Genomic DNA, 26072 nt, shown 5'->3' with positions numbered 1-26072 from the left:
TTAAAGCGTTTTATTAAGAAGTTGATGTTGCGTTAATAAAGTGTTCATCCCGCTGGTTAATAAGGAATTTTCTAATGCGGAAGCATGTTTCAAATGATGCATATCACTACCAATAAAATCTACCAAATGATGTTCAACCATTTCATCAGCAACCTTTTTTGCGCCAGAACCGTAATAACCCGTTAATGCAATAGAGTTTAATTGAAGCAAACATCCAGATGCTTTTATCTTATGAAGATTTTCTATTGAGGCATAATAATAAGGGTACCTTTCGGGATGTGCCAAAACCGGTGTGTATCCAGAATCCTGAATCAGTTTGATAACTTCAAAGAGATTTTGAGGTGCGTTGATAAAAGATAATTCAAATAAAACATACTGAGCACCAAAAGTTAAAACCTGCTTTTGTTTTATTTTTTTTTCGAGTGTTTCATCAAGATAATATTCAGCGGCAGCATCTACTTCTAAATCAATTTGTGCCTCAGCTAAACCATTTCTTAATATTTCCAACCCTCTTTTTATGGTATCGGGCGTATTTCTGAAATAATCGGCCATTACGTGTGGCGTAGCAATCAATTTATTAAAACCAAGCGACTTAAATTTTTGCGCCAGCAACAAGGAATCTTTTAAACTTTGTGCACCATCATCAATACCTGGAATAATATGAGAGTGCATATCCGTTCCGATAGTAGAAAAATCAAAATCAGGGCTTACTTTTTTCTTCTTAAATAATCCAAACATCTTAAACGATTACAGCGAATTAAATCTCTTTTGGCAAATCTGATGACTCAGCCAATGGCGCTAATTTAGAAGAATATATTTTACTTAGCAATTGATTCAGGTTTTCTGCCAAATCAAACTGTAAATCTTCGTGAAGCTTTTTATATTTATTTATAGTTACCTGGGTGGTTTTGATGTAAAAACTCGAAAAAAGGATTCCAAAATCACGATAACCAAAAAAAGATTTCTTGTACTCAACAGGGATTACACTTAATACGAAGATTTTCAGTTCTACTTCGCCTATGGAATCTTTGGTAACTTTGTAGAAATGATTAACGAGCGTTATCATTTTTCTCACTTTAGCCAAAGCTTCTTTTGCATTTAACTTTTTAAGTTCTGCAAGCTGGCTTTCAATATTATGCCTGATGTTTTCTTTGCGATAATCTAAATCGCTTTCATCTTCCAATAACTTAAAGTGAAGATGTTCGGTAAGCACTTTATCTTTTGCAATTAATCGCAATAACAATTTATCCTTTTCTTTTATCGGTAAATCAGTTATTGCGATTTTTAAATTTTTGTGCTCAGCAAGCTTCATTAAAATGGGTTTGCTTTAATATATTTTTCCCACTCCCATGCCGAACGCATCATCTCGTTTAAATCGAGTTCTGTTTGCCATTTCAACACTTCTTTGGATTTAGTTACATCGCCATATATCTGTTCAATATCACCTTCGCGTCTTGGACCGATTTGGTAATTCAGTTTTTCACCTGTAGAACTTTCAAAAGCATTAATAATTTCTAAAACTGTAGAACCTTTACCCGTACCTAAATTAAATACTTCATAATTGCTTTCGGCTTCGCCGGATGCTAAACGCTTAACCGCAGCCACATGTGCTTTTGCTAAATCTACCACATGGATATAATCGCGAATTGCACTACCGTCTGGCGTGTTGTAATCGTTACCATGAACCACAATCGGGCCACGTTTGCCTATTGCAGATTGTGTTATAAACGGCACTAAATTAGCAGGAACACCGTTTGGTAATTCGCCAAGTAAGGCCGTTTTATGTGCACCAACCGGGTTAAAATAACGCAAAGCGATAACATTTAAATCTGGTGTAACGGCAGCAGTTTCCACTAAAATTTCTTCTGCAATTTGTTTAGTATTACCATAAGGCGATTCTGCCCTTTTAACCGCAGCAGATTCTGTTACCGGTAAACTATCTGGTTGCCCGTAAACAGTACAAGATGACGAGAAAACAAAATTTGTTTTATTGAAAGAATTTAACAGATTAATTAAGCTGAAAAAATTGTTTCGGTAATACTTTAATGGATTTTGAACAGATTCGCCAACCGCTTTTGATGCCGCAAAGTGAATAATACCCGAAATATCTGTTTGTTCGGCTGCAAAAGACTTTACTTTTGCTTCATCGCATAAATCAAACTGATGAAACTCTGGCTTTGAACCAATAATTTTCTCAATCTGATCTAGAATTTTGATGTCTGAATTGGATAAATCATCAACAATTACAACTTTAAAACCTGCATTATGCAGCTCTACTACTGTATGGGAACCAATGTAACCCGTACCGCCGGTAACTAAAATTTTAGACATTCTTATCTATTATATTTTTGGAAATCTTTATGCTCAATTTTTGCCAAAGCCTCTTCTGGTAGAGATTTGAAATAGTCGTAGGTAATTTTTAAACCTTCTGCTCTGCCAACTTTAGGTTCCCAACCAAGCAAAGCTTTAGCTTTTGTAATGTCTGGCCTGCGTTGTTTTGGATCATCTTGTGGTAGTTCTCTATAAACAATCTTTTGTGATGTTCCGGTTAGCTTGATAATTTCTTCGCAAAATTGTTTAATGGTAATCTCATCAGGGTTTCCAATGTTTACCGGCTGAGCATAATCACTCATCAACAAACGGTAAATTCCTTCAATTAAATCATCAACGTAACAGAAAGAACGGGTTTGGGTTCCATCCCCAAAAACGGTTAAATCTTCTCCTCTTAAAGCCTGGCCAATAAAAGCCGGCAAAACACGACCGTCATTAAGTCGCATTCTTGGTCCATAAGTATTAAAAATTCTTACAATTCTGGTTTCTACACCATGGAAAGTATGGTAAGCCATGGTTATCGCTTCCTGAAAACGTTTAGCTTCATCATAAACACCTCGTGGCCCTACCGGATTTACATTACCCCAATATTCTTCTGGTTGCGGGTTAACACTTGGGTCGCCATATACTTCAGAAGTTGAAGCAATTAACATTCTGGCACCTTTTGCTCTTGCTAAACCTAATAGATTATGTGTACCCAAAGAACCAACCTTTAAAGTTTGGATTGGAATTTTTAAATAATCAATCGGGCTTGCAGGCGATGCAAAATGAAGGATATAATCTAAACTGCCTGGAATGTGAACGAATTTTGAAACGTCATGATTATAAAACTCGAAGTTCTCCAGATGGAAAAGGTGTTCGATATTAGATAAATCACCGGTTATCAAATTATCCATTCCAATAACATGATAACCTTCTTTTATAAAGCGATCGCAAAGGTGTGAACCTAAAAAGCCTGCCGCTCCTGTAATTAATATTCTTTTTGTGCTCATCTTAATCAATCAGTTTACGGCCAATGCTGTTATAATAATATCCTAAATCAATCATTTTATCTAAATCGTATAAGTTACGACCATCAAAAATTACTTTATTTTTTAATACTGATTCGATTTTATCGAAATCAGGATTTCTAAATACCGACCATTCTGTTGCAATTAAAAGTGCATCTGCATTTTCTAAAGCTTCATATTGGTTTGTAGCATATTTAACTTTATCACCAATTAAATTTCTCACATTTTCAACACCTTCCGGATCAAAAACCGTAACTGTTGCACCATGTTTTACCAAAGCATCAATAATGTACAAAGCCGGCGCTTCGCGGATATCGTCAGTTTCTGGTTTAAAAGCTAAACCCCAAAGTGCAAAGTGTTTGCCATTGATGTCGTTTTTGTAGTATTTTAAAAGTTTATCAACCAAAATTGTTTTCTGGCGTTCGTTAACCTCCATTACAGATTTCAGAATTTGAAAATCATAAACATTTTCATCGGCAGCCTTAACTAAGGCCTGAACATCTTTAGGAAAACATGAACCACCGTAACCAATTCCCGGGAATAAGAAACGTTTACCAATTCTATCATCAGAACCAATTCCACGTCTTACCGCATCTACATCTGCACCAACCAATTCGCAAAGGTTAGCAATCTCGTTCATAAAAGTAATTTTTGTTGCCAGGAAAGAGTTTGCAGCATATTTTGTTAATTCAGATGAGCGCTCATCCATAAACAAAATTGGGTTACCTTGACGAACGTATGGACCGTAAAGGTCTGTCATTAGTTTTTTAGCACGCTCGCTTTTTGTACCGAGTACAACACGGTCAGGCTTCATAAAATCTTCAACTGCTACGCCTTCACGTAAGAATTCTGGATTTGAAACCACATCAACCACAACGTCTGTATTTTCAGCAAATACGGCTCTAACTTTATCAGCTGTACCAACTGGTACTGTTGATTTATTTACAATTACTTTGTAGTCTGTAATAATTTTAGAGATATCTTTTGCAGCGCCTAAAATATAAGAAAGGTCTGCGGCACCATCTCCACCCGGAGGCGTTGGCAGAGCCATGAAAATAATCTGCGCCTCGGCAATAGCATCAGCAAGATTAGTTGTAAAATGTAACCTGCCTTGCTCAATATTTCTATGAAAAAGCAAATCCAAACCAGGTTCGTAAATTGGAACCTGACCCTCTTGCATTTTCTTAACCTTGGCCTCATTTATATCTACGCAGATAACATTATTTCCAGTTTCTGCTAAACATGTTCCGGTAACTAAACCTACATATCCTGTACCTACTACAGCTATTTTCATATTATATTTATAGGGGAATTTAAGTAATTTCGTTTTATCTTGCCACGAAGATAATAAAATCCAACAAATGCTTTTACTTTATATATTAGGAATTAAAATTTATAGCTTATTAATTTGGATTTTTTCATCTTTTAACCAAAAAGCAGCGTTATTTATACGCGGTAGAAAACAGATTTTCAGAAAGATAGCCGAAAAAACTAACCCAGCAGATGAAAATATCTGGTTTCATTTTGCCTCATTAGGCGAATTTGAACAAGGCAGACCAGTTCTTGAAAAAATCAGATCGAATCATCCCAAAAAGAAAATGATTATCACGTTTTTTTCTCCTTCGGGATATGAAATAAGAAAAGATTATGCACTGGCCGATGCAGTTTTTTATCTACCGATTGATACCAAAAAAAACGCTCAAAAATTTATTGAATTGGTAAAACCAGAAATGGCAATCTTTACCAAATATGAATTCTGGTATTTTTATTTTACTGAACTTAAAAAAAGCAACATTCCATTATATTTAATTTCGGGAATTTTTAGGCCAAATCAAGTTTTCTTTAAAAAGTATGGTGCATTTTATCGCAATATTCTAAAATCGGTAACTCATTTTTTTGTTCAGAATAAAGAAAGTGAGCAGCTTCTTAATTCAATCAATATAAAATCAACAACTGTAAGTGGAGATACCAGGTTTGACCGCGTTTATGAAAACGCCATTAACCCTAAACAACTACCTATTATTGAAAATTTTTGTGGAGATACAAACACGATAATATGCGGCAGTACCTGGCCGGAAGATGAAAAACTAATCGCTAAACTCTCTTCCAAACATCCAGGCTGGAAATTTATTATTGCTCCACACGAAGTAAACGACAATCATATTGAAGCTATAGAAAGATTGTTTATAAATTCTATTCGTTTCTCCAAGCTTAACAGTAGCGGGTTAAAGCCATCAAATATTTTAATCATTGATAATATTGGTATGCTTTCTTTTCTATATCAATATGGAAAACTGGCCTATATTGGCGGAGGTTTTGGTGCAGGAATTCATAATACTTTGGAAGCCGCAGCATTTGGATTACCCGTTATTTTTGGCCCGAAGTATCATAAATTTCAAGAAGCTAAAGATTTGATTGCGATTGATGCAGCAAAAAGCATCTCCAATTACGAGGAACTTTTAGTTGCTTTTGATTATTTAAAAGCAAACAAAAAATCTTCGGCTGCTGCCGAAGATTATGTTTTACAAAATAAAGGTGCTACTGATTTAATTTTAGCAGAATTTTTTGCAAATTAATGTATCATCCCAGCCAAAGCATCAATAAATTTTGGGTTATCGTTTAAGCTTTCGACTAACTGAACATGTTCACCACCCAATTCTTTAAATTCTTCGTGATATTCGACCGTTATTTCGTATAAAGTTTCTAAACAATCGGCAACAAAGGCCGGACTAAAAACCAACAATCTTTTCTTGCCTTCGGATGCGAGCTTCTTCAAAACATCAGTTGTGTATGGTTGTACCCAAGGCTCTTTTCCTAAACGAGACTGAAAACAAACGGTATATCTATCTTTTGAAATACCAAGTTCCTGGGCAATTAATCTTGCCGTATCATGTCCTTGTGCCGAATAGCAAAATTTATTGGTGTCGTTTAATGTTTGACAGCAATCTTTATTCTTTAGGCAATAATTTCCGGTATGGTCACATTTTAAAAGTTGCCTTTCGGGTAAACCATGGAAACTGAATAAGATATGATCGTATGTTTCCGGATTGTGTTTTCTAGCATTTTCTGCAAAAACCTCAATCATCAACTTATTATCGTGGAAAGAGTTTACAAAAGAAATGGGCGGCACCGTTGGCCATTTGCTAACCAATTCCATTACCAGCTGAATTACTGAGCCAGAACTTGCCGATGCGTATTGAGGAAAAAGTGGAATAACTTGTATACTTTCTACCAGGCCTGCTTTTAAATTTGCCAATGCAGTTTCAATTGATGGGCTTTGATAACGCATCGCTAATTCTACATGGTAGGCTTCGCCCAATTTTTCCTGAAGCATTTTAGCCTGAATTCTACTGTAATGTAAAAGCGGTGAGCCATTTTCATTCCAGATTTCTTTATATAATTTTGATGTTTTCGGGCTTCTAAAAGGCACAATGATACCTTTAACCAATAGAGTTCTGTTAAATTTTGGGATGTCAATCACCCGTTCATCCATTAAAAACTGATCTAAATATTTTCTCACATCAGCAGTTACAGGGCTATCTGGAGTTCCTAAATTAACTAATAAAATTCCTTTTTTGCTCATCTTTAAAAATCAAGTATTATGCCTAATGTTGGCAAGATATTGCCTCCACTATTGTTTAAAAGTTTCGTTTTAAAACGTGATGGGTCGCCTGCTAAATCCTGTGGATTACCACTGGCATCTCTATCAAGTACTAAAGCCGGTTGAAGTTGATATTTGTTATATGTTACATTCTGTATATCTAAATACAGGTTAAAGTTAAATTTCTTAAAAGGAAATTTTTTATCTACCCTAACATCCAGTTGGTAAAAGTTTGCCAGGCGTAAAGAATTTAGTTGGTCGAAATCTCTAACGCCTTCTGGTAATACGCTATAACTTGTTTTTAAGGATGAAAAAGGCGCATCAAAAGGTGTGTAGGGGCTTCCTCCGCTAAATCTAAACTTAGCACCAGCTTCCCAATTTCCTTTAAATACTTTACCAGCTGTAGCACTTAAAATGTACCTGCTGTTCCAGCTCGATTGAACGTAAATATTTCTTTTATCCTCAAATTCACTTCTAAATAAAGTTAAAGCAAAAATACCGTAAAAACCTTTGGTTAGGCGTTGCTGAGCAAAAAACTCAACACCGTAACTTCTGCCATCTGTTTCCCCAACTACTCTTGAATTTCCGACCACACCAAAATCAGCACCTAAATTAGCAAGCGGTACAGTATCATTAAGTTGTTTAAGTAGCGGGTATTTCGAATATCGTTTGTAAAATCCTTCTATAGTAAATTTGGTGTTTTTTAAGCTGTTGTATTCTAAACCAACAACAAAATGGGTTGATTGTATGTAATTAACATTTTTATTGAGCAAAGGCGAGCCGGTATTTTCTCGGTAACCCAAAAGTGTATAAGCAGGCAATTGATAGTAAATTCCAGTATTAAAGTTAAAACTGAACTTTTCTGTAAAACTGTAAGATGCCGAGAATCGGGGCGAAAAGGTTTTAAACGGATTGTTCATCTGCTTAGCATAGTTGCTTCCATCTATCCTAAAACCAGTCGACAAGTTTAACTTATCCTCTAAATATGAAGCGCTAACTTGCGCAAAGGCGCCGTACTTAATTAAGTTTAATTCAGAATTATAACTCTGCAAGCCTGTTGGTAAAAAAACGGCGTTTTGCACATTGTAATTGCCTGTTTCTGCTCCAACACCAAAATTTATTTTGTAAATACCTTCTTTTGATGAATTTTCAAACCGAAACTTATTTTCCGTTTCTTTTGAAGAATAGGTTAAGGTTTTTAATTTTGACTCATCATTATCCTGAAATTTATCGGCACTGGTATTTAAATAATTCCTGCTAAGCACTAAGGTTGAAAAACCACGCTCACGGTAATTTTTATAAACTGCACCGATTGTATAATTATCCTGACTGTTTACCGGGATAACCGATAAGGTATACAAGTTTTCTTCCGTTGGGTCGGCGTCAAAATTAAGTTTAAACCGGTCTACAGCACCTAAACCTAAAATGGTAAGCTCGTTTTTTGTATTAAATTTAGTTTTTAACTTAAATTGAAAATCCTGATAAGAAGGCAAAAAAGGAAGACCAATAAGTTTGAATAATCCTTGCAGATACGATAGACGATAAGATGCTAATAATGTAGTTTTCTTACTTAGAGGCCCATCCATACTTAAGGCGAAATCACTTGAGCCAACCGTTAAAGATGCGCCAAGTTTATCGGCATTGCCATCTCTCTGTTTAAACTCAAAAACAGAACTTAAAGAATTTCCACGTGATGCAGGAAATGCACCTGAATAAAAATCTACCTCATTTATAAAATCTACATTAATTAAACCAACCGGACCGCCGGATGAGCCTTGTGTTGTAAAATGATTAATGTTTGGAATTTCTACACCATCAATAAAAAATCTGTTTTCATTGGGTGCACCACCTCTAATTATAATATCGTTACGAAAGCTTACAGGTACAGATACACCCGGGAGTGATTGAATTACTTTGGAAATATCTCTATTGCCGCCAGGATTTCTTTTAATTTCTGTAACACCGATGGTGCGTAAAGACAATGGGCTTTCAATTGGTTTAATGAAACGCTGCGATCGTATGGTTACCTCTCCTATTTCATTTTGGGCAGATTCTAAAGCTAAATTAATAATGCTCGGCTTAGCATTTGCTACCTGAACATCAAAAAATGTTTTATTTTGATAGCCAACAGCCCTGAACTGTATGTTGTAAACACCGGGTTTTAATCCAGATATTGAATAATTACCTAAAGTATCGGTCTGCGTACCAACATTTGTACCTTGCAAAATAACAGTTACCGCTCCGAGCCCTTCATTGGTGTAAACATCACTAACTTTTCCTTTAATTACACCGTTTTGTGCAAAAGCGAAGGTACTTAGCAAAAGAAAAAAAATGAGCAAGAAATGTTTCTTGTACATGCGTATTTTTAGATGGTTTTAAAATGGCTAAGACAGTTTATTGGAAGCAAAAATACTATTTTACGGTATGATAAAAGCATCCTTATATTAAAGCGAGAAACATATTTAGGTAAAATATTAGGCTTTTTGCTGATGTAGTTTCCACCAGGGAACTGATGGTTTTTGATGGTGTTCTAAATGATAACCAAAAAAATAACAGGTTATAAAAGCGATGAAATGATTTTTTGAGAGCGTTGATGAATGGAACTCGTTATCGTGCTCGCCTTTATGAGGCACATAAGTTCCAAAATAAAACAACTGAAAAGTACTTAGTAGTGATGGAAGCACCCAAAACATCAACAAGTTGGCTTCATTAACCCAAATTTTTAACACATTGTAAGCTATAGCCATAATAACCAACTGTATAATGCTTACGTAATTCATCATAAAACTGAAATACCATTTCCAAAATCCGTGTGGCGCATAATCTGGATCGTGTTCCGTATGTACATGCTTGTGGTGGTCATGGTGTTTTGCCAGCAGGCGATTGTAAAAAAAGCCCGCGTACAAAAATACAGATACATAACCCAATAAATTATTAATTTTTTTATCACCCGAAATGGTTCCATGCATAGCATCATGAGCTGTAATAAACAAGCCTGTGTATAAATGCATCTGGATGAAAACCATTAAATATACTAATGGATTGTACCAGGAAAAATTCCAGTTTAAAAGAAAATACAGTGAGGTAAACCAAAAAACAATTATGGTTAGTGCAACTAAAACACCAATATTTTTATTAACTGTTTTCAATTAAGGTTAAGGTTACTTATTAGGTAAACAGTTTTAGAGAAGATTTGATTTTAAAATCTGCTTAATACTGTTCTAATTCAGCTTTTACATTTTCCATTAGCCACATTGGTGTAGAGGTTGCCCCGCAAATACCAACTTTATCATTACTGGCAAACCAGTTTTTATCAAGTTCTTCTACATTAGAAATGAAGTAAGAGTTTTGGTTAAATTTCTTACAAACATCATACAGCACCTTACCATTTGACGATTTCTTGCCCGAAACAAATATAATTTTATCGTAATGGCTTACAAAATTTTCAAGCTCTTCGTATCGATTAGAAACCTGCCTGCAGATGGTATCGTTTGCTTTAACTTCATAACCGCGGCCTAACAAATCATTTTTGATGCTGTAAAATTTATCTACACTTTTTGTTGTTTGGCTGTAAAGGGTAAATTTAGAAGGCAGCTCTACATTATCTAGCTCTGCTAAATCCTGAAAAACGATTGCTTTCCCATCTGTTTGTCCTTGCAATCCAATAACTTCAGCATGGCCATGTTTTCCAAAAATTAAGATTTGCTCATCATCATCATGTGAATTTTTAATCCGGTTTTGGAGTTTCAAAACTACCGGACAAGAAGCATCTATAAGTGTTAAATTATTATCAAGCGCTAACTGATAAGTAGAAGGTGCTTCGCCATGCGCCCTTATAAGCACTTTTTCATTATTCAGGGTTTTTAAAACCTCATGGTCGATGATTTTTAAGCCCTTTTTTGTTAAACGTTCAACTTCTTCATCATTATGCACAATATCACCCAGGCAATATAAACGCCCTTCGTTTTCTAAAATATCTTCTGCCATTTCAATTGCGTAAACAACGCCAAAGCAGAAACCCGAAGCTTTATCAATAGTGACTTGTAAATTATAACTCATTGTGCTACAAAATTAAGCAAAATATCCTATCATCTTGTTATGTATAAAACAACAAAGAATATCAATTGAGAAATATACATGGTTGTGCCAATAAATTTCTGTTGTTTTAGGCCTAAAGCGTAATAAAACTTGAGCAAAATTACCGAAACAATAAACCAGGCCAGAAAATTTTGAGCCGGTATTATGTTTTTATCCCAATGCCAGTAGTCGAATTTAACGGCAATAGGCTCTAAAAAAAAGTCTAACAAAATTAAACAGAACCCGCCTAAAAGTGATGCCAGTATTCCATTTCTAATTTTAAAACTCCTAATCATTTGTCCGGCGCTAAAAATTAAAATAACCCAGTTTACGCCCATTAATAAAGGCACACTGGCAAGCTTAAAACCCAGCGTGGAACCATAAGCGTAACTACCAAAAATTTTCCCAGTTTTTACGCCTAATACTTCGACTAAATAACCACAAATAAAAACGCCACAAATAAAGAGTAATAATCTTTTCAAGTCGGCGTTGTAAGAAAAAATGATAATGGCAAACATCAGCAATAAATGAAACGGCACAAGCTTCATAAAATATGGCTGCAATAAGGGAATTAAGAATCCTGTTAAACCAACCAAATGAAAAATGATAATAACAGCAACCGCTATTTTCTTTTTTCTTAAATCTGCTTGATTAATCTGCCCTTCCATGTTCCGGTTTTAAATAAATGCTTTTTTATTGATATTAATGATATTAGCAAATAGAACAGCATTTGTAAAGGATGTAAAACTAAATTAAGTAAAACGTTCTGTCCTGATAAAAATGATATCATCAATCTGCTTAAAATAACTAATGTTAAGGGTAATGCAAGTAGTGATAAATCGAAATTCAGAATTAAAACTATTGGCCATGCAATAACCAAAAGTTGGTAAATTAGTAATATTATGATGTTATTACCAAAACCTGCTAGTAAATTTTTACTAAAGCCATTTATGCATTCGCTGAGATTTTTGTACATCCGACAGTAAATTAAGCCATTAGCCAAAAGTGCTTCGGCTTTAAAATCTTTTTGCTTTACCAGTTTCATAATCTCTACATCCTCCACAATTTTATTTTTAACGCTCTCGTGCCAGTTGTTATCCTGGTAATTTGAAGCTTTGAAAAACATACATTGCCCACTTGCAGCAGAAAATGCCGGATTATCAGAAACTCGAACTAATCTTAATGGTAGCAAATTCAATAAAATGAAATGCATCAAAGGCACAGTAAGTTTTTCACCAAAACTTAGCATAATCTGATTAGTAAAAACGCTGAGCAAACTCAATCCACCGTTTTCCATTCGGAAAATTAAGCTATTTATAAAGCCCTTTTTAATTTCTTCATCAGCATCCAAAAACAAAAAGTAATTTCCGCTGGCCTGTTTAGATAGCTGATGGCAGGCATAATTTTTACCAAGCCATCCTTTTGGTAATGCTTCGCCATGATATATACTGAATTTATCGTTCTCCTCGCAAAAAGACGCAACCAGATTATAAGTATTATCACTACTATCATCATCGAGCACTAAAACCTCATAATTTTGATAATCTTGTTCTTTAATGGATTGCAATAAGCCAATTATATTTTCAGCTTCGTTTCTTGCCGGTATTAAAATTGAAACCTTATAATCGTAATGTTTAACCGTGCGGGGAAGTTTTGGGTTAGAAAGAAAATTGAATACAGTAACCGAAAACCTGATAACCAGAAAAATTAATGCTGCGTAAATAAAAACCGTCATTCTTTAATTTGTGTCTGTTTAACAAGCGATGTATTATAATGTTTATTGTAAGCGCTCTTTAAAAGTTGCAAACTTATATATTCTTCAGTATCCCAATTATGGAGATACATAAATACGGATGGTTTTCTACTGGAAAAATAATCGATAAACGTTGCAGCAAAAATGATATTTATCTTTTTATTGCTCGAGTTTATCATCTGCATAACCCCCTTTTCAAAATTTATTTCCTGAGCATGATTAGAATGCAACTTCCCCTGCGGGAACACAAGCACGAGATTATTCGGGTTGCTTAAAAGTTCTCCCGCATAGCTTAAAGTATTTAAAACATCTTTACCTCCGCTAGAGGTTGCAAAGGCACCAAGGTATTTCAGAAAGCTCACTTTATGGTAATTTTCTGCATTTACCAGAACATGAAATTCTTTTTTAAAGACAATTTTATTCAAATAAAAAATAAAAAAACCATCCCACCAGCTAAAATGATTTGCAATAATTAAGATAGAAGAATCTCGTTGAAATGAAACAGAATCGTGTTTAAAAGACGTAAAATCTTTCTTGATTATAAATTTTATGTACCAGGTAAAAAACCTGTAGATTATCGTATTTTTTTTGGGAAGGTACATTTAGGGAAATTGCAAAAAATTGGGCTTAATTGCAAGTAATGCTTTTGTTTTCTGGTAAATAAGAAATGTTAATTTAACTCAAATAAACACGGTCTTCTTCGCCTTCAACATCCATTACCACATCTACATGTTCTTTTAAAATTGTAGCAAGCTCTAAGCCAACAAAATCTGTAGCAATAGGGAAAATTTTATGACTTCTATCTACCAAAACTACTGTGCGTATTTTTTTATGAGGTGTATTTAAGAAAACGCCTAAACCATAAGCCAGTGTTTTACCGCTGTTTAAAACATCGTCAACCAGAATAATTACTTTGTTTTTCCAATTACTTTCGTTTAAATCTGTTTTGGCAATAAGCTTACTGCTTTCTTTTTCTAAATCTATTCTTAATAAAATGATTTTAAGCGACGAAATTTTTTTTAAAACTTTCTCTAACCTTATGGCAAGTTTATATCCCCTATCCCAAATACCGGCCAGCACAATCTCTTTCTCATTCAAGTTATCTTCAAGAATTTGATATGCAATTCTATCTATTTTTTGCTGAATTTGTTTTTTATCAAGAATTAGTACCTGAGATGTTGCCATTTGTATAAAAAGGTTTGATTACAAAAAGAACGATTTTAAGGATGAAATTCAAACTATTTCAAAAATAATTTCTACGAACTGCAACGTTTGCGATTAGTGTACGTCTAATCAATAACCTAAAACATTAAATTTATACTCAAACAATCTTTAACGCAATAAGAAACCATCATGATTTTCAAACCAAGAAACGGAATGAATAATCTTAGAGCCTTAAAAAACCATTAAAACAAATTATAAACAGATGAAAAACTTATTCAAAACATCAGCATTGCTGATATTATTTCTGATTACAAATAATTATGTAAGTGCCCAGGAAAATAAACATGTTGCAATTAAAAACATTAGCAGCGTAACTGTAAGCAGCGGCATCGATTTATATTTAACGCAAGGCAATACCGAAAACCTTGATATTAAATCATCAGAAGATTTACTTAAAAATGTTGTTGTAGAACAGAACGGCGGCAATTTAACCATCAAAGTTAAAGAGGGTTTAAATTGGAGTAGCATGTTTAGAAACCAAAGCATCAAAGCTTATTTAAGTTTTAAAACATTAAATGCTTTAACCGCATCCGGCGGAAGTGATGTTTTCAGTCAAAATCAAATTAAAGCAGATAAAATTGCCATTCGTTCATCAGGCGGTAGTGATGTAAAACTAAACCTTGTTTGTAAAGATATACAAATACAAAGCAGCGGCGGTAGTGACGTAAAATTAACCGGAAAAGCAGAAAATATGGTACTACAAACTAGTGGCGGTAGCGATGTTAATGCATACGATTTCCCGGTGGAATATGCTAAAGTTTCAGCTTCTGGAGGTTCTGATGCAAATATAAATGTAACTAAAGGATTAGAGGCAGGTGCTAGTGGTGGCAGCGATGTGCATTACAAAGGCAGTGCTTCTTTAAAGAAAACATCATCATCAAAAAGTGGCGATGTAACTAAAGTAAATTAGTTAGTTTTAGGTTTAATTTAATTTACTGGTGCTGTTTTGCGGATACAAAACAGCACTTTTTTTATTTATACGGGAAGTAAACAAAATTTGCCCCTTCCGGAACGATTACAAAAACGCACATAAAATCTTCTGGTTTTTTGTAGGCTTTTAAAAATTGCTCTTTTCTTTCTTTATTAATGATGCCCTTTTCTACAAACTCTTCCAGTGTAGAAGCCTGAATAGTCCAATCCGTATTTAATTCCTCTCGGTTTAAAATAATCTCGCCCAGGCTAACTTCATGCTGATGTGCAATAAATATCGGATAAGCAGAAATACCTTCAACCATAATTTCAACCGCAACTTCTTTAATCGCTTCAGAATAAAATTCTAAATCTTTCTCTAAGCTAATTAAAGGGCTTTCAACCTTCTTCGGTGTTCCATCATCTTCAGGTTTCGCACTTAATAATTCTTCTCTATCCATCTTTCTTAATTTTGATTGAATGAATTATTGAATGAGTGATTGGGTTTGATTTACTAAATCTAAAATTCTCTTATTCACTAATTCTATCATTAATTATCTTATCCTTTTAATTTCAATAATACCACATTTTCTACGTGTTGCGTATGCGGAAACATATCAACAGGTTTTATTCTGGCTACATCATATTTATCCTTCAATAGTTCTAAATCTCGGGCTTGCGTAGCAGCATTACAACTTACATACACAATCTTTTCGGCTTCCATTTCTAATAAACGTTGCACAACATCTGTATGCATACCGGCCCTTGGTGGGTCGGTTATCACCACATCAGGTTTGCCATGCGCTGAAATAAAATCTGAAGTAAGAATGTCTTTCATATCACCTGCATAAAAAATGGTATTGTTAATCCCATTTAAGGTTGAATTAAACTTGGCATCTTCTATCGCCGTTGGCACATATTCAACACCAACAACCTGCTTTACATCTTTAGCAATAAAGTTTGCAATTGTACCTGCACCAGTATATAAATCGTACACCAATTCATTACCAGTAAAACCGGCAAACTCTCGGGTAATTTTATACAATTTAAAAGCCTGTTCAGAATTAGTTTGATAGAATGATTTTACACCAATTTTAAATTTGATGCCATCCATTTCTTCAAAAATATGATCGCGACCAGCAAAAACATTTACATCCTGATCAAAAATGGTGTCGTTTTTCTTTTGGTTGATGATATACAACAACGATGTTATTTGAGGGAATTCTGCCTTTAAAAAATTCATTAAACCGTTTACTTGTGCTTCTTCGGGATAAGCAAAAACAACCGCCACCATAACTTCTCCAGTTGTAGATGTTCTGATAATCAAATTACGCATAACACCTTCGTGGTTTCTTAAATCGTAAAACGATAACTCGTTCTTCAGAGCATACTTCCTGACAGCATTTCTAATCTGATTTGATGGCTCATCTTGCAGATAACAGTGCTCAATATCTAATATTTTATCAAAACGCAACGGAACATGAAATCCCAAAGCATTCATATCGAAATCCTCATCCTTATCCACATCAACTTTTTCAAGCCAGCGTTTATTCGAAAAGGTAAATTCTAATTTATTACGGTAATATTTATTTTTAACTGAACCTAGAATCGGTTCTGCTGATGAGGTATCTACTTTACCGAGTCGCTGTAATGCAGCCTCAACATTTTTTTGTTTAAATTTTAACTGAGCATCGTAACCCATGTGTTGCCATTTACAGCCGCCGCATGTTCCAAAATGAGCACAAAATGGTTCGGTACGCAGGTCAGATTGCTCATGCAATTTCTCTATAATAGCCTCGGCAAAGTTTTTTTTCTTTTTGGTTAACCGAACGTCAACCACATCGCCAGGCACAGCTTTATCAACAAAAATCACCAATTCATCGGCTTTGCCAACACCTTTTCCCTCTTCTGCAATATCTATTATTTGTACGTTTGGAATTATAGTTACCGTACCAGGTTTTCTTCTACTCATTATGCCGCAAATATAAGGCTAAAAGCTGAAAGACTAAAGTTGAAAGAACAGGACAGAATGATTACAAATAAATCAGAAAAATAGGATGTATGAATTTATTAGACCGGTGAGTCTAACACAGATTATTAATTGATGAAAAATTATTTGCCAATAAATTTAAGCGCCGAAGCCCAAAAGCCTAACCAATTAAATTGAAGATCAAATTTTTCATCAATAGATACCGAGATTTCTAAAATTTCATTACTCATAACAAAAACGCTCCTATTTTTACAATAATACAAATTTTATACCAAAAACCGAAATGGTATAAATTAATTTTATGTTAAATTAATAGGTGTGTAATGTTGTTTTAAAATCAGGATTTTCGTAACTTAATATATAAATTCACCAAAAGGGAGGTTCACCATGAACGTAATCCGTAAAATTGAACATTGGGGAGATGTTCATCAAACAAAATGGCTTGATTTTTTGAGAATAATTTTAGGCCTTATAATTTTTGGAAAAGGCATTTCATTTATTAGTGATACCAACACATTGCAAAACCTAATAACGCAGAACAATGTTTTTGGCTTTTCTAGCGTTTTAATTAGCGTTGCCATACACGTAGTTGCCTTCGCTCATTTGGTTGGCGGCATACTCATCACTTTAGGATTAGTTACCCGATTTGCAGCAGTAATCCAAATGCCCATTTTACTTTGCGCCGTATTTTTCGTGAATATTTTGCAGGGCTTTTCAATGCTTAATTCTGAGCTTTGGTTATCTGTGATAGTGTTGTTTTTGCTCATTTTATTTTGGGTAATTGGCTCAGGCCCATTATCTGTTGATGAAGGTTTAAAGCACAAAAAGGGCAAGCGTTACGAATAAGGTTTAGGCGTAATTTACAATCCCAACAATCTTTCTAAATGATGATATTGAATGCCAAAATACGCCTTGCTGTCTTTGATTTTTTGAAGGATTTCCTTCTGTGTTTCATTTATCGGACTTCCGACTAAAGACTTTTGATTTTTTTTTATCCCAACAACTAAAACATTTTTGGGTGTATGCGCATCAGAGATAAATTCCAACACCTTAGTTTTATAACCAAAATACTCTAAAATTAACGCTCTAATTCCATCTGTAACCATCTCAGCCTGGCGCTCTAAAAAGATTCCGTATTTGGTTAAAAATGAAACATCATTCTTAACTTTATTTTGCTCAATTTCCCTGCGGATTTGTTTGTGGCAGCAAGGTGCAACAACAATTAATTCGGCATTTGCCTTAATGCCTTTAAAAATCGCATCATCTGTTGCGGTATCGCATGCATGAAGTGCAATTAATAAATTCACATCATTTGCATCAAAATCCTGAATCGAGCCTTCTGCAAATTTCAGTTTTTCAAATGAAGATTCAGAAGCAACGCGATTGCACAAGTCAACCATATCTTTTCGGTATTCTACACCAATTACTTCAGAATCCAGTTTTAAAACTGAATGCAAATAATCGTACAAAGCAAAAGTTAAATATCCTTTACCAGAACCCATATCGGCAACTTTGCTTATTGTACCTTCAGGTAATTCTTTAATTAAAGAACTTAAAATTTCTATATAATGATTTATCTGCCTGAATTTATCTTGTGCATTTTTGTAAACCTTTCCTTCTGTATCCGTAATTTTAAGTGCGTTTAAATAAGCTTTAGAACCAGGTTTGATTAATCTTTCCTTTTCCTTATCGTGGCTTAGTTCAGGTAATTTTTTGTTAGATGATTCAATTGTCCTGAAAACGATTTTTTTATTAATCAATTCCTCTAAAATGTGGTCGTTTTGCGTGGTAATTAAAGTCGCAATTTTGAATCCATTATCCAGATAATCAGAAATCATTTGAATTCCTTCGTCTAGAGCAAAGTTTTTAACGATATCTCGAGTTTTATATCTAAAAGTTAAGGCTAATTTATCATCACGCTTAATAATTACTCTTCTAACCAAAATCTGTTTTAATCCCTCTTCGTTTCCACGATAATTGCCGAGCGAAATTTTAACAAATGTCTGCATTTTCAGGCTTTCGTTAATCTTGATTGCAAACTGTTCGATATATTCTGATACTTCCATCCTCTATAAAAAATACAAAGATAAATAAGTTTGCCAAGCAATGGCTATGTTGGAATGATTGTAACACTCAAAAGACTTTCTAAAATGATAAGCCCGAAATTTATTGAAAATTATTTAACCAGCACTCCGCTAATACGATTTAGCGATAACTATGCAGTTTTTATCTATAACCATTCCAAAAAGAAGATTTGCCGTATAAATACTTTTATTTAAAAAAATTAAGCCTTAGATTAGAAATTCAATTTAATCTATTTCCTATTCATGAGTGACTTTCAAATAAAAAAATCGCCCACTGTTTACGATGCCATAGTTGTTGGTTCGGGTGCTGGCGGTGGGATGGCAGCCTACGTGTTAGCAAATGCCGGGCAAAAGGTTTTAATGCTCGAGGCCGGTCAGTATTTCGACCCCAGAATGGATTCTCACCAATTAAAATGGCCTTGGGAATCTCCACGTAGAGGTGCAGGAACGGTGCGGCCCTTTGGCGATTTTGATGCCTCTTATGGCGGCTGGGAACTTGAAGGAGAACCTTACACTCAAAAAAATAAAACAGAGTTTGAATGGTTTCGCTCACGTATGCTGGGTGGAAGAACAAACCATTGGGGCAGAATATCACTTAGAATGGGTCCGGTAGATTTTAAACCAACAGATGGTTTAACGGATGCATGGCCTATCACTTATGATGATGTGAAACCGTTTTATGATAAGGTTGACCGCATGATTGGAATTTACGGAACGGCAGAAGGCATCGAAAATGAACCCGATGGGATTTTCATGAAACCTCCTAAACCAAGATTAAATGAGCTATTCATAAAAAAAGGAGCTGAAAAAGCAGGTGTTAAAGTAATTACCGGCCGTGGCGCAGTAATGACAGAATCTATAAAAGGCAATAACGACCGTGCCCCTTGTTTTTACTGCGGTCAATGCGGTAGAAGTTGCAAAGTTTATGGAGATTTCTCTGCATCATCCTGCCTGGTAATACCGGCTGTAAAAACCGGTAATTTAACAGTAATTACCGATGCAATGGTTAGAGAAGTGATTACGGATAAAGATGGAAATGCTAAAGGTGTATCTTATGTTAATAGAAAAGACCTGCAAGAATATCAGGTTACCGGTAAACTCGTCATTTTAGGCGCTAGTGCCTGCGAATCTGCACGTATTTTATTAAATTCAAAATCATCAGCGCATCCGGGAGGTTTAGCCAACAGCAGCGGGGTTGTAGGTAAATATTTACACGATTCTACCGGTGCAGGTGTTTATGGTTTCTTACCTCAGTTAATGGATAGAAAACGTTATAATGAAGATGGTTTAGGCAGTGTTCACATTTATTCACCCTGGTGGCTCGATAATAAAAAGCTTGATTTCCCTCGCGGCTATCATATAGAATACGGTGGTGGTTTAGGTATGCCATCTTATGGATTTGGCGGCGGCGTTGCAAAAATGAACGGAATGGTACCAGATAGAAATGGTAACAAGAAAGAGGCTGGCGGTTATGGTAAATCATTAAAAGATGATTATCGCCGCTTTTACGGAACAAGTGTTGGTATGGCTGGTAGAGGAACTGCAATTGCAAGGGCAGATAATTATTGCGAAATAGACCCTGATGTGGTTGACAAATATGGTATTCCGGTATTAAGATTTAATTATAAATGGGCTAAAGAGGAAATTCTGCAAGCAAAACACATGCAAGAAACCTTTTTATCAATTATGAAAGAAATGGGCGCTGTTGTAACTTCAGAAATTCATGGAGCCGATACCAATTATGGCTTGCTAAATCCAGGTAAAATTATCCACGAAGTGGGAACAATTAGAATGGGTGATGATCCTAAAAAATCGGCATTAAATAAATATTGCCAGGCACACGATTGTAAAAATCTCTTTGTTGTTGATGCTGGCCCTTTTGTTCAACAAGGGGATAAAAACGCAACCTGGACTATTTTAGCATTGGCAATGAGGACTGCCGAATACATATTGGCTCAAAAGAAAAAACAAAACATTTAAGCATCATATTATGAACAGACGTGATTCACTAAAAGCATTAGGTTTAACAGCGATAAGTACGAGTGTTATAATTGATGCTTGTAAACAACCAGAAAGTAAAACAGAAGTTGCCCCTGCTACCGATGAAAAAGCTAGCGAGGCTGGGCGGGAACAATGGGAAATCGACAGAGATAAAAATCTTAACTCTGAAACTTTCTTTACTAAACATGAAATGGCAACCATTACAATTCTTGCCGATATCATTATCCCTAAAGATGATGTTTCCGGAAGTGCATCGGATGCTAAAGTGCCAGAATTTATAGAATTTATTGTTAAGGATATTCCTGAACATAAAGTTCCTATGCGAGGCGGTTTAAAATGGTTAGATATTTATTGCTTCAATAAATTCCAAAAATCATTTGCAGAAGCTACAGAAAAAGAAAGAATATCTGTTGTAGATGAAATTGCTTACCCAAAAAAGGCTAGGCCAGAAATGCTGCCTGGAGTTAAATTTTTCAATAGAATGAGAGATTTAACAGCTTCAGGTTTTTACACTACCGAAATGGGTGTAAAAGATATTGGTTACGTTGGGAATAGCCCTAACCAATGGGCAGGAGTTCCAGATGACGTGTTAAAGCAATACGGCATGCAAAACGTTAAAATATAATAAGCATAATTTACCGAAGCGTTCTTCAGCGCTTCGGTTTTTAGTTTTTGTTAGATGCTTTCTTATCCAATTTTTTATATTTTTTAAATCGCTTTGCGATAGAATACTGCCCCTTACTGGTTTGAGCTGTTACAATCAAATTAAAATCAAAATCCAATATATCCCCTTGGTTTAAAGTTATGTTTGATGCATAAACATCTGCAAGCATAGAACTTCCTTTAACATTAATTTGAATGCTTCCTCCATTATTTTTCAACCACTTACTTGATTCCTTTATGCCGAGATAAAGCCCTAATGAGTCATTTCCAATCCAAACAGTGGGTTCAATATTTTCCCAACTAGCCTGATTCCATCTAACAGTATCTGGTCTCATGTAGCTATCCTGCCCCAATCCTTTTAAATACCTGGCTACAGATTTTTCAAATGGAATATGAAAATTTACAGCAGCCAAATGGATATTATTTGTTGGTAGCAGACTAATTCTATATTTTATTAAGCCACTTGAGAGCATTTTACCATATACATTCATTTTTAAATTTGCCGATGTGCTCGTTGCTTTCCACACAATTGAATCCCTATTTTGTGAAACAACATCAAGGTTCAATACGGTCATTTTCTCCTGAGCCTTAGCAGATGTATAAAAATGAAAATGCATGGGTTCGTATAAAAGATGCTGAGGCTGGTCATTCCTTCCATCATTTTCGATGTTAGATTGCTTTGGAAGCCCATCAGCATTTAACTCAAATCTTATATTATTCAAAGAAATTACCTTGTCCTCTAATGATAACTGGCGAGATGGAATACCTTGTGCAAAGGTTTTTGAGGTATATAATAGCAAGCTGATGATAAAAGCTAATGTTCGCATTTTTTAATAATTAATTTGAAGTTGAATATAAACAAAAAAAGTCCTGCTCGTTAGAACAGGACTTTTTAAGATTTTAAAGTGAATTAAATTATTCTCCTTTAGGCTCTTCAGTAGCAGGAGCTTCTTCAGTAGTAGCTTCTGGTGCAACTTCTTCAGTAGTTTCAGCTTTAGCTTCTTTTGCTTTTGGAGCAGCTGTTGCTTTACTTCTACCACGACGAGTTGTTTTCTTTTCTTCTTTAGCCTCTACGTCTTTACCGTAAACTTCGTTGAAATCAACTAATTCGATTAAAGCCATTTCTGCATTATCACCTAAACGATTGTTTAATTTAATAATACGAGTATAACCACCCGGACGGTTAGCAACTTTCTCAGCAACTTCGCGGAATAAAATAGTTACAACTTCTTTATCTTGTAAGTAAGCAAATACTGTACGACGTGAGTGAGTAGTATCATTTTTTGATTTAGTGATAATTGGCTCAACATAAGTACGTAAAGATTTAGCTTTAGCTAAAGTTGTAGTAATTCTTTTGTGCTTAATAAGTGAAGTAGCCATGTTAGCTAACATCGCTTTTCTGTGGCTGTCGGTTCTGCCTAAGTGATTAACTTTTTTACCGTGTCTCATTGTTCTTTAATTAAGTGTATACCGTCTCTATCTCAGAGGGAATTATACACTGTGAAATAATAATTATTATAAAAGTATTAAGTTGTAAGTTTTACGTAATACGTACTACCTAAAACTTAAACAATTTTATTCTTCGTCCAATTTAAATTTAGACAGGTTCATACCAAATGACAAACCTTTTGATTTTACAAGTTCTTGAATCTCAGTTAAAGATTTCTTACCGAAGTTTCTGAATTTTAACATATCAGCAACGTCATAAGAAACTAAATCAGCTAAAGTGCGGATATCAGCAGCTTTTAAGCAATTTAAAGCTCTAACAGATAAATCCATGTCAACTAATTCAGTTTTAAGGATTTTACGCATGTGTAAAATTTCCTCATCAACTTCTTTAGTTTCTTCTTTAGCTTGAGATTCTAATACTAAATTCTCATCAGAGAATAACATAAAGTGTTGGATAAGAATCTTAGCCGCTTCTTTTAATGCTTCTTCAGGATGAATTGAGCCATCAGTAGAAATATCTAAAACTAATTTTTCATAATCCGTTTTTTGTTCAACACGAAAGTTTTCAATCGTGTATTTTACATTTTTCATCGGAGTATAAATCGAATCAATTGCGATAACACCTACAACAGCATCAGCAACTTTATTTTCTTCAGCAGGTACATAACCACGTCCTTTATTGATGGTTAATTCCACTTCCAAAGTAACAGATTTATCCATATTGCAAATAACATGCTCAGGGTTTAAAACTGTAAAGTTGTTAGAGAATTTAGTGATATCACCAGCCTTAAACTGATCTTGACCATTAACGATGATGAAAACTTTCTCAGTATCTCCAGAATCACCAGTCTTTTTAAAACGAACTTGTTTTAAATTTAAGATGATATCAGTTAAATCTTCTACAACACCTTTCATGGTAGAAAACTCGTGAGAAACGCCTGAAAAACGAATAGTAGTAATAGCATAACCTTCTAAAGAAGAAAGTAAAATTCTTCTTAAGGCATTACCAATTGTTACACCGAAACCGGGCTCTAAAGGACGAAATTCAAATGTGCCATCGAAATCTGTTGATTTCTGCATGATCACTTTGTCTGGTTTCTGAAATGCTAAAATTGCCATTTATATTTTTTTAAATTCGTTATTGAATATATAGTAACATGAAAAAAGTTAATTACCCTTTCGAGGTAATTAACTATTCTATTTATTACTTTGAGTATAACTCGATGATTAAGTTTTCCTTAATGTTTTCTGGAATTTCATCGCGTTGAGGATAAGTTAAGAACTTACCAGTTAAATCGCTTGCATTCCATTCTAACCAGGCAAATTTATTAATTGTTCTGCCTGAAACAGAGTTACTAATTGATTCTAATGATTTAGATTTTTCACGAACCGCTACAACATCACCAGCTTTTAACTGATATGAAGGGATATTTACAACTTCACCATTCACAGTTACGTGTTTATGGCTAACTAACTGGCGTGCACCAGAACGGGTTGTTGCGATACCTAAACGGTAAACTGTATTATCTAAACGTGCTTCTAATAATTGAAGTAAGTTATCACCAGTGATACCTGCACGTGAAGATGCTTTTTTAAACAAGTTACTGAACTGCTTTTCTAATACACCGTAAGTATATTTTACTTTTTGTTTCTCCATTAACTGGATTGCATACTCAGATTGTTTACCTCTTCTTTTTGAAACGCCATGTTGGCCAGGAGGATAATTTTTTCTGTCTAACACTTTATCAGGACCGAAAATTGGTTCTCTGAATTTACGTGCGATTTTTGATTTTGGGCCTGTATATCTTGCCATTTTTTTCTGTTTTTAAAGTATCATTCAGTCTGTAACTGAAGATTCTTAGCTTTAAAATTAATTAAACTCTTCTCTTTTTAGGAGGACGACATCCGTTGTGAGGAAGTGGCGTAATATCTTTAATAGATGTTACTTCAATACCTGCTACTTGTAAAGTTCTGATTGCAGATTCACGACCTGAACCCGGACCTTTTACAAACACTTCAACTTTACGTAAACCTAAATCAAACGCAACTTTACCACAATCTGAAGCTGCTTGACCAGCTGCATAAGGGGTGTTCTTTTTAGAACCTTTAAAGCCCATTTTACCAGCAGAAGACCATGAAATAGTCTGTCCGTTGTTGTTTGTTAAGGTAACGATGATGTTGTTGAAAGTAGCATTGATGTGTGCCTGACCAACAGGCTCAATTACAACGATACGTTTTTTGGTTACTTTTTTACTCTTAGCCATTTTATCTTTTAGATTTTAGATATGAGACTTGAGATATGAGACTTCCCCTACCCCGATACTCAGTATCCTACTTTTTCTGTTTTATTCCAGATTTGAGCTGATTAAAAGACATGCTAACACATCTCAAATCTCAGATCTCACATCTATCTATTATTTAGTAGCTTTTTTCTTGTTAGCAACTGTTTTTCTCTTACCCTTACGAGTACGTGAGTTGTTTTTAGTACGCTGACCACGAGAAGGTAAACCTTTTCTGTGACGCAAACCACGGTAACAACCAATATCCATTAAACGTTTAATGTTTAACTGAACCTCAGAACGTAAAGCACCTTCTACTTTAATCTCGTCGTTAATCATTGTACGGATTGCTGATAATTCATCATCAGACCAATCTTGTACTTTTTTGTTTAAGTCGATACCTGCAGTAGTTAAAATACGTTGTGCAGTTGTTCTACCTATTCCGTAGATATAGGTTAACCCTATCTCTCCTCTTTTGTTTCTTGGTAAATCAATACCTGAAATCCTTGCCATATTTGTTTATGTTTTTAAGTAATTCCGAACGGCGGGCCACCGTTGTGCGGTACATTACAATAATCTCTAATTACCCTTGACGTTGCTTGTATTTTGGATTTTTCTTATTGATAACGTAAAGTTTACCTTTACGGCGAATAATCTTGCAATCAGCGCTACGTTTTTTAATTGATGATCTAACTTTCATT

Annotated in this window: 28 protein-coding genes; 5 read left to right on the top strand and 23 right to left on the bottom strand. The window is 34.8% G+C overall.

Features of this window, described 5'->3' with window-relative positions; translation table 11 throughout:
* From LUA90_RS08660 to LUA90_RS08640, 5 genes are read right to left on the bottom strand one after another with little or no spacing between them, the layout of a single operon-like run.
* Nucleotides 1-738, bottom strand: a complete 738-nt coding sequence (locus LUA90_RS08660) for a tyrosine-protein phosphatase (protein ID WP_231459204.1) — start codon at nt 736-738, stop codon at nt 1-3.
* Between the two features lie 19 nt (nt 739-757).
* On the bottom strand, nt 758-1312 hold the full coding sequence (locus LUA90_RS08655; RefSeq protein WP_231459203.1) for a hypothetical protein: 555 nt from the start codon (nt 1310-1312) through the stop codon (nt 758-760).
* The gene (gene galE / locus LUA90_RS08650) at nt 1312-2331 is read right to left on the bottom strand and encodes a UDP-glucose 4-epimerase GalE (RefSeq protein ID WP_231459202.1); all 1020 of its coding nucleotides are present in this window, start codon (nt 2329-2331) and stop codon (nt 1312-1314) included. Before galE ends, LUA90_RS08655 begins: the two co-directional genes overlap by 1 nt.
* 2 nt (nt 2332-2333) lie before the next feature.
* Nucleotides 2334-3323: a UDP-glucuronic acid decarboxylase family protein gene (locus tag LUA90_RS08645; RefSeq protein ID WP_231459201.1), complete on the bottom strand. Its 990-nt coding sequence runs from the start codon at nt 3321-3323 to the stop codon at nt 2334-2336.
* Nucleotide 3324: 1 nt separating this feature from the next.
* The gene (locus LUA90_RS08640) at nt 3325-4635 is read right to left on the bottom strand and encodes a UDP-glucose/GDP-mannose dehydrogenase family protein (RefSeq protein WP_231459200.1); all 1311 of its coding nucleotides are present in this window, start codon (nt 4633-4635) and stop codon (nt 3325-3327) included.
* Nucleotides 4636-4702: 67 nt separating this feature from the next.
* On the opposite strand from LUA90_RS08640, the gene LUA90_RS08635 reads away from it, so the two are divergent.
* The gene (locus LUA90_RS08635) at nt 4703-5917 is read left to right on the top strand and encodes a 3-deoxy-D-manno-octulosonic acid transferase (RefSeq protein ID WP_231459199.1); all 1215 of its coding nucleotides are present in this window, start codon (nt 4703-4705) and stop codon (nt 5915-5917) included.
* Here LUA90_RS08635 and hemH read toward each other — a convergent pair.
* The 8 genes from hemH to LUA90_RS08595 form a co-directional block, all read right to left on the bottom strand.
* On the bottom strand, nt 5914-6924 hold the full coding sequence (gene hemH, locus LUA90_RS08630) for a ferrochelatase (RefSeq protein WP_231459198.1): 1011 nt from the start codon (nt 6922-6924) through the stop codon (nt 5914-5916). The genes LUA90_RS08635 and hemH overlap by 4 nt on opposite strands.
* Nucleotides 6925-6926: 2 nt before the next feature.
* Nucleotides 6927-9299, bottom strand: a complete 2373-nt coding sequence (locus tag LUA90_RS08625) for a TonB-dependent receptor (protein ID WP_231459197.1) — start codon at nt 9297-9299, stop codon at nt 6927-6929.
* Between the two features lie 117 nt (nt 9300-9416).
* Entirely contained in the window at nt 9417-10091 is a 675-nt protein-coding gene (locus LUA90_RS08620; RefSeq protein WP_231459196.1) for a fatty acid desaturase, read from the bottom strand.
* Nucleotides 10092-10152: 61 nt separating this feature from the next.
* Nucleotides 10153-11001, bottom strand: coding sequence for a 4-hydroxy-3-methylbut-2-enyl diphosphate reductase (locus tag LUA90_RS08615; protein ID WP_231459195.1), 849 nt, complete (start codon nt 10999-11001; stop codon nt 10153-10155).
* Nucleotides 11002-11030: 29 nt separating this feature from the next.
* Nucleotides 11031-11687 carry a carotenoid biosynthesis protein gene (locus tag LUA90_RS08610; RefSeq protein ID WP_231459194.1) on the bottom strand — a complete coding sequence of 219 codons (657 nt, stop codon included), beginning with the start codon at nt 11685-11687 and terminating at the stop codon, nt 11031-11033.
* On the bottom strand, nt 11657-12754 hold the full coding sequence (locus LUA90_RS08605) for a glycosyltransferase family 2 protein (RefSeq protein WP_231459193.1): 1098 nt from the start codon (nt 12752-12754) through the stop codon (nt 11657-11659). The genes LUA90_RS08610 and LUA90_RS08605 overlap by 31 nt, the downstream gene beginning before the upstream one ends.
* Nucleotides 12751-13374 (bottom strand): 1-acyl-sn-glycerol-3-phosphate acyltransferase, encoded by a 624-nt coding sequence (locus LUA90_RS08600; protein WP_231459192.1) that lies wholly within the window; start codon nt 13372-13374, stop codon nt 12751-12753. The genes LUA90_RS08605 and LUA90_RS08600 overlap by 4 nt, the downstream gene beginning before the upstream one ends.
* A gap of 73 nt (nt 13375-13447) precedes the next feature.
* Complete coding sequence (locus LUA90_RS08595) at nt 13448-13957, bottom strand: phosphoribosyltransferase family protein (protein WP_231459191.1); 510 nt, start codon at nt 13955-13957, stop codon at nt 13448-13450.
* Between the two features lie 241 nt (nt 13958-14198).
* Between LUA90_RS08595 and LUA90_RS08590 the strand changes: the two genes are divergently transcribed.
* Nucleotides 14199-14906 (top strand): head GIN domain-containing protein, encoded by a 708-nt coding sequence (locus tag LUA90_RS08590; protein ID WP_231459190.1) that lies wholly within the window; start codon nt 14199-14201, stop codon nt 14904-14906.
* 61 nt (nt 14907-14967) lie between these two features.
* On the opposite strand, the gene LUA90_RS08585 is transcribed toward LUA90_RS08590, so the two are convergent.
* Together LUA90_RS08585 and rlmD are read right to left on the bottom strand one after the other, a co-directional pair.
* Complete coding sequence (locus tag LUA90_RS08585) at nt 14968-15366, bottom strand: hypothetical protein (protein WP_231459189.1); 399 nt, start codon at nt 15364-15366, stop codon at nt 14968-14970.
* A 98-nt stretch (nt 15367-15464) separates the two neighbouring features.
* Nucleotides 15465-16877 (bottom strand): 23S rRNA (uracil(1939)-C(5))-methyltransferase RlmD, encoded by a 1413-nt coding sequence (rlmD, locus tag LUA90_RS08580; protein ID WP_231459188.1) that lies wholly within the window; start codon nt 16875-16877, stop codon nt 15465-15467.
* A gap of 405 nt (nt 16878-17282) precedes the next feature.
* Here rlmD and LUA90_RS08575 point away from each other — a divergent pair, with 405 nt between their 5' ends.
* On the top strand, nt 17283-17741 hold the full coding sequence (locus LUA90_RS08575) for a DoxX family protein (protein WP_231459187.1): 459 nt from the start codon (nt 17283-17285) through the stop codon (nt 17739-17741).
* Nucleotides 17742-17755: 14 nt separating this feature from the next.
* On the opposite strand, the gene LUA90_RS08570 is transcribed toward LUA90_RS08575, so the two are convergent.
* Nucleotides 17756-18961, bottom strand: coding sequence for an SAM-dependent methyltransferase (locus LUA90_RS08570; RefSeq protein ID WP_231459186.1), 1206 nt, complete (start codon nt 18959-18961; stop codon nt 17756-17758).
* A 261-nt stretch (nt 18962-19222) separates the two neighbouring features.
* Between LUA90_RS08570 and LUA90_RS08565 the strand changes: the two genes are divergently transcribed.
* Nucleotides 19223-20959 (top strand): GMC family oxidoreductase, encoded by a 1737-nt coding sequence (locus LUA90_RS08565; RefSeq protein WP_231459185.1) that lies wholly within the window; start codon nt 19223-19225, stop codon nt 20957-20959.
* Between the two features lie 10 nt (nt 20960-20969).
* Nucleotides 20970-21605: a gluconate 2-dehydrogenase subunit 3 family protein gene (locus LUA90_RS08560; RefSeq protein WP_231459184.1), complete on the top strand. Its 636-nt coding sequence runs from the start codon at nt 20970-20972 to the stop codon at nt 21603-21605.
* A gap of 40 nt (nt 21606-21645) precedes the next feature.
* Here LUA90_RS08560 and LUA90_RS08555 read toward each other — a convergent pair whose 3' ends face one another.
* From LUA90_RS08555 to rpmJ, 7 genes are all read right to left on the bottom strand, one after another.
* The gene (locus LUA90_RS08555; RefSeq protein WP_231459183.1) at nt 21646-22470 is read right to left on the bottom strand and encodes a glycoside hydrolase domain-containing protein; all 825 of its coding nucleotides are present in this window, start codon (nt 22468-22470) and stop codon (nt 21646-21648) included.
* Between the two features lie 88 nt (nt 22471-22558).
* Nucleotides 22559-23092 carry a 50S ribosomal protein L17 gene (gene rplQ, locus LUA90_RS08550; protein ID WP_231459182.1) on the bottom strand — a complete coding sequence of 178 codons (534 nt, stop codon included), beginning with the start codon at nt 23090-23092 and terminating at the stop codon, nt 22559-22561.
* A gap of 126 nt (nt 23093-23218) precedes the next feature.
* On the bottom strand, nt 23219-24211 hold the full coding sequence (locus LUA90_RS08545; RefSeq protein WP_231459181.1) for a DNA-directed RNA polymerase subunit alpha: 993 nt from the start codon (nt 24209-24211) through the stop codon (nt 23219-23221).
* Between the two features lie 85 nt (nt 24212-24296).
* Nucleotides 24297-24905, bottom strand: coding sequence for a 30S ribosomal protein S4 (gene rpsD, locus LUA90_RS08540; protein ID WP_231459180.1), 609 nt, complete (start codon nt 24903-24905; stop codon nt 24297-24299).
* Nucleotides 24906-24966: 61 nt separating this feature from the next.
* The gene (rpsK, locus tag LUA90_RS08535; RefSeq protein WP_010599885.1) at nt 24967-25356 is read right to left on the bottom strand and encodes a 30S ribosomal protein S11; all 390 of its coding nucleotides are present in this window, start codon (nt 25354-25356) and stop codon (nt 24967-24969) included.
* A 150-nt stretch (nt 25357-25506) separates the two neighbouring features.
* A complete protein-coding gene (gene rpsM / locus LUA90_RS08530) occupies nt 25507-25884 on the bottom strand; it encodes a 30S ribosomal protein S13 (RefSeq protein WP_010599886.1) in 378 nt (125 codons plus the stop codon).
* 70 nt (nt 25885-25954) lie between these two features.
* A complete protein-coding gene (gene rpmJ, locus LUA90_RS08525; protein WP_010599887.1) occupies nt 25955-26071 on the bottom strand; it encodes a 50S ribosomal protein L36 in 117 nt (38 codons plus the stop codon).
* Between the last annotated feature and the right edge of the window lies 1 nt (nt 26072).

It is taken from the genome of Pedobacter sp. Leaf170, from assembly GCF_920984665.1.
Taxonomy (GTDB): domain Bacteria; phylum Bacteroidota; class Bacteroidia; order Sphingobacteriales; family Sphingobacteriaceae; genus Pedobacter.
The sequence above is the reverse complement of the archived record's forward strand: the minus strand, read 5'-3'. Positions and strand labels throughout refer to the sequence as shown.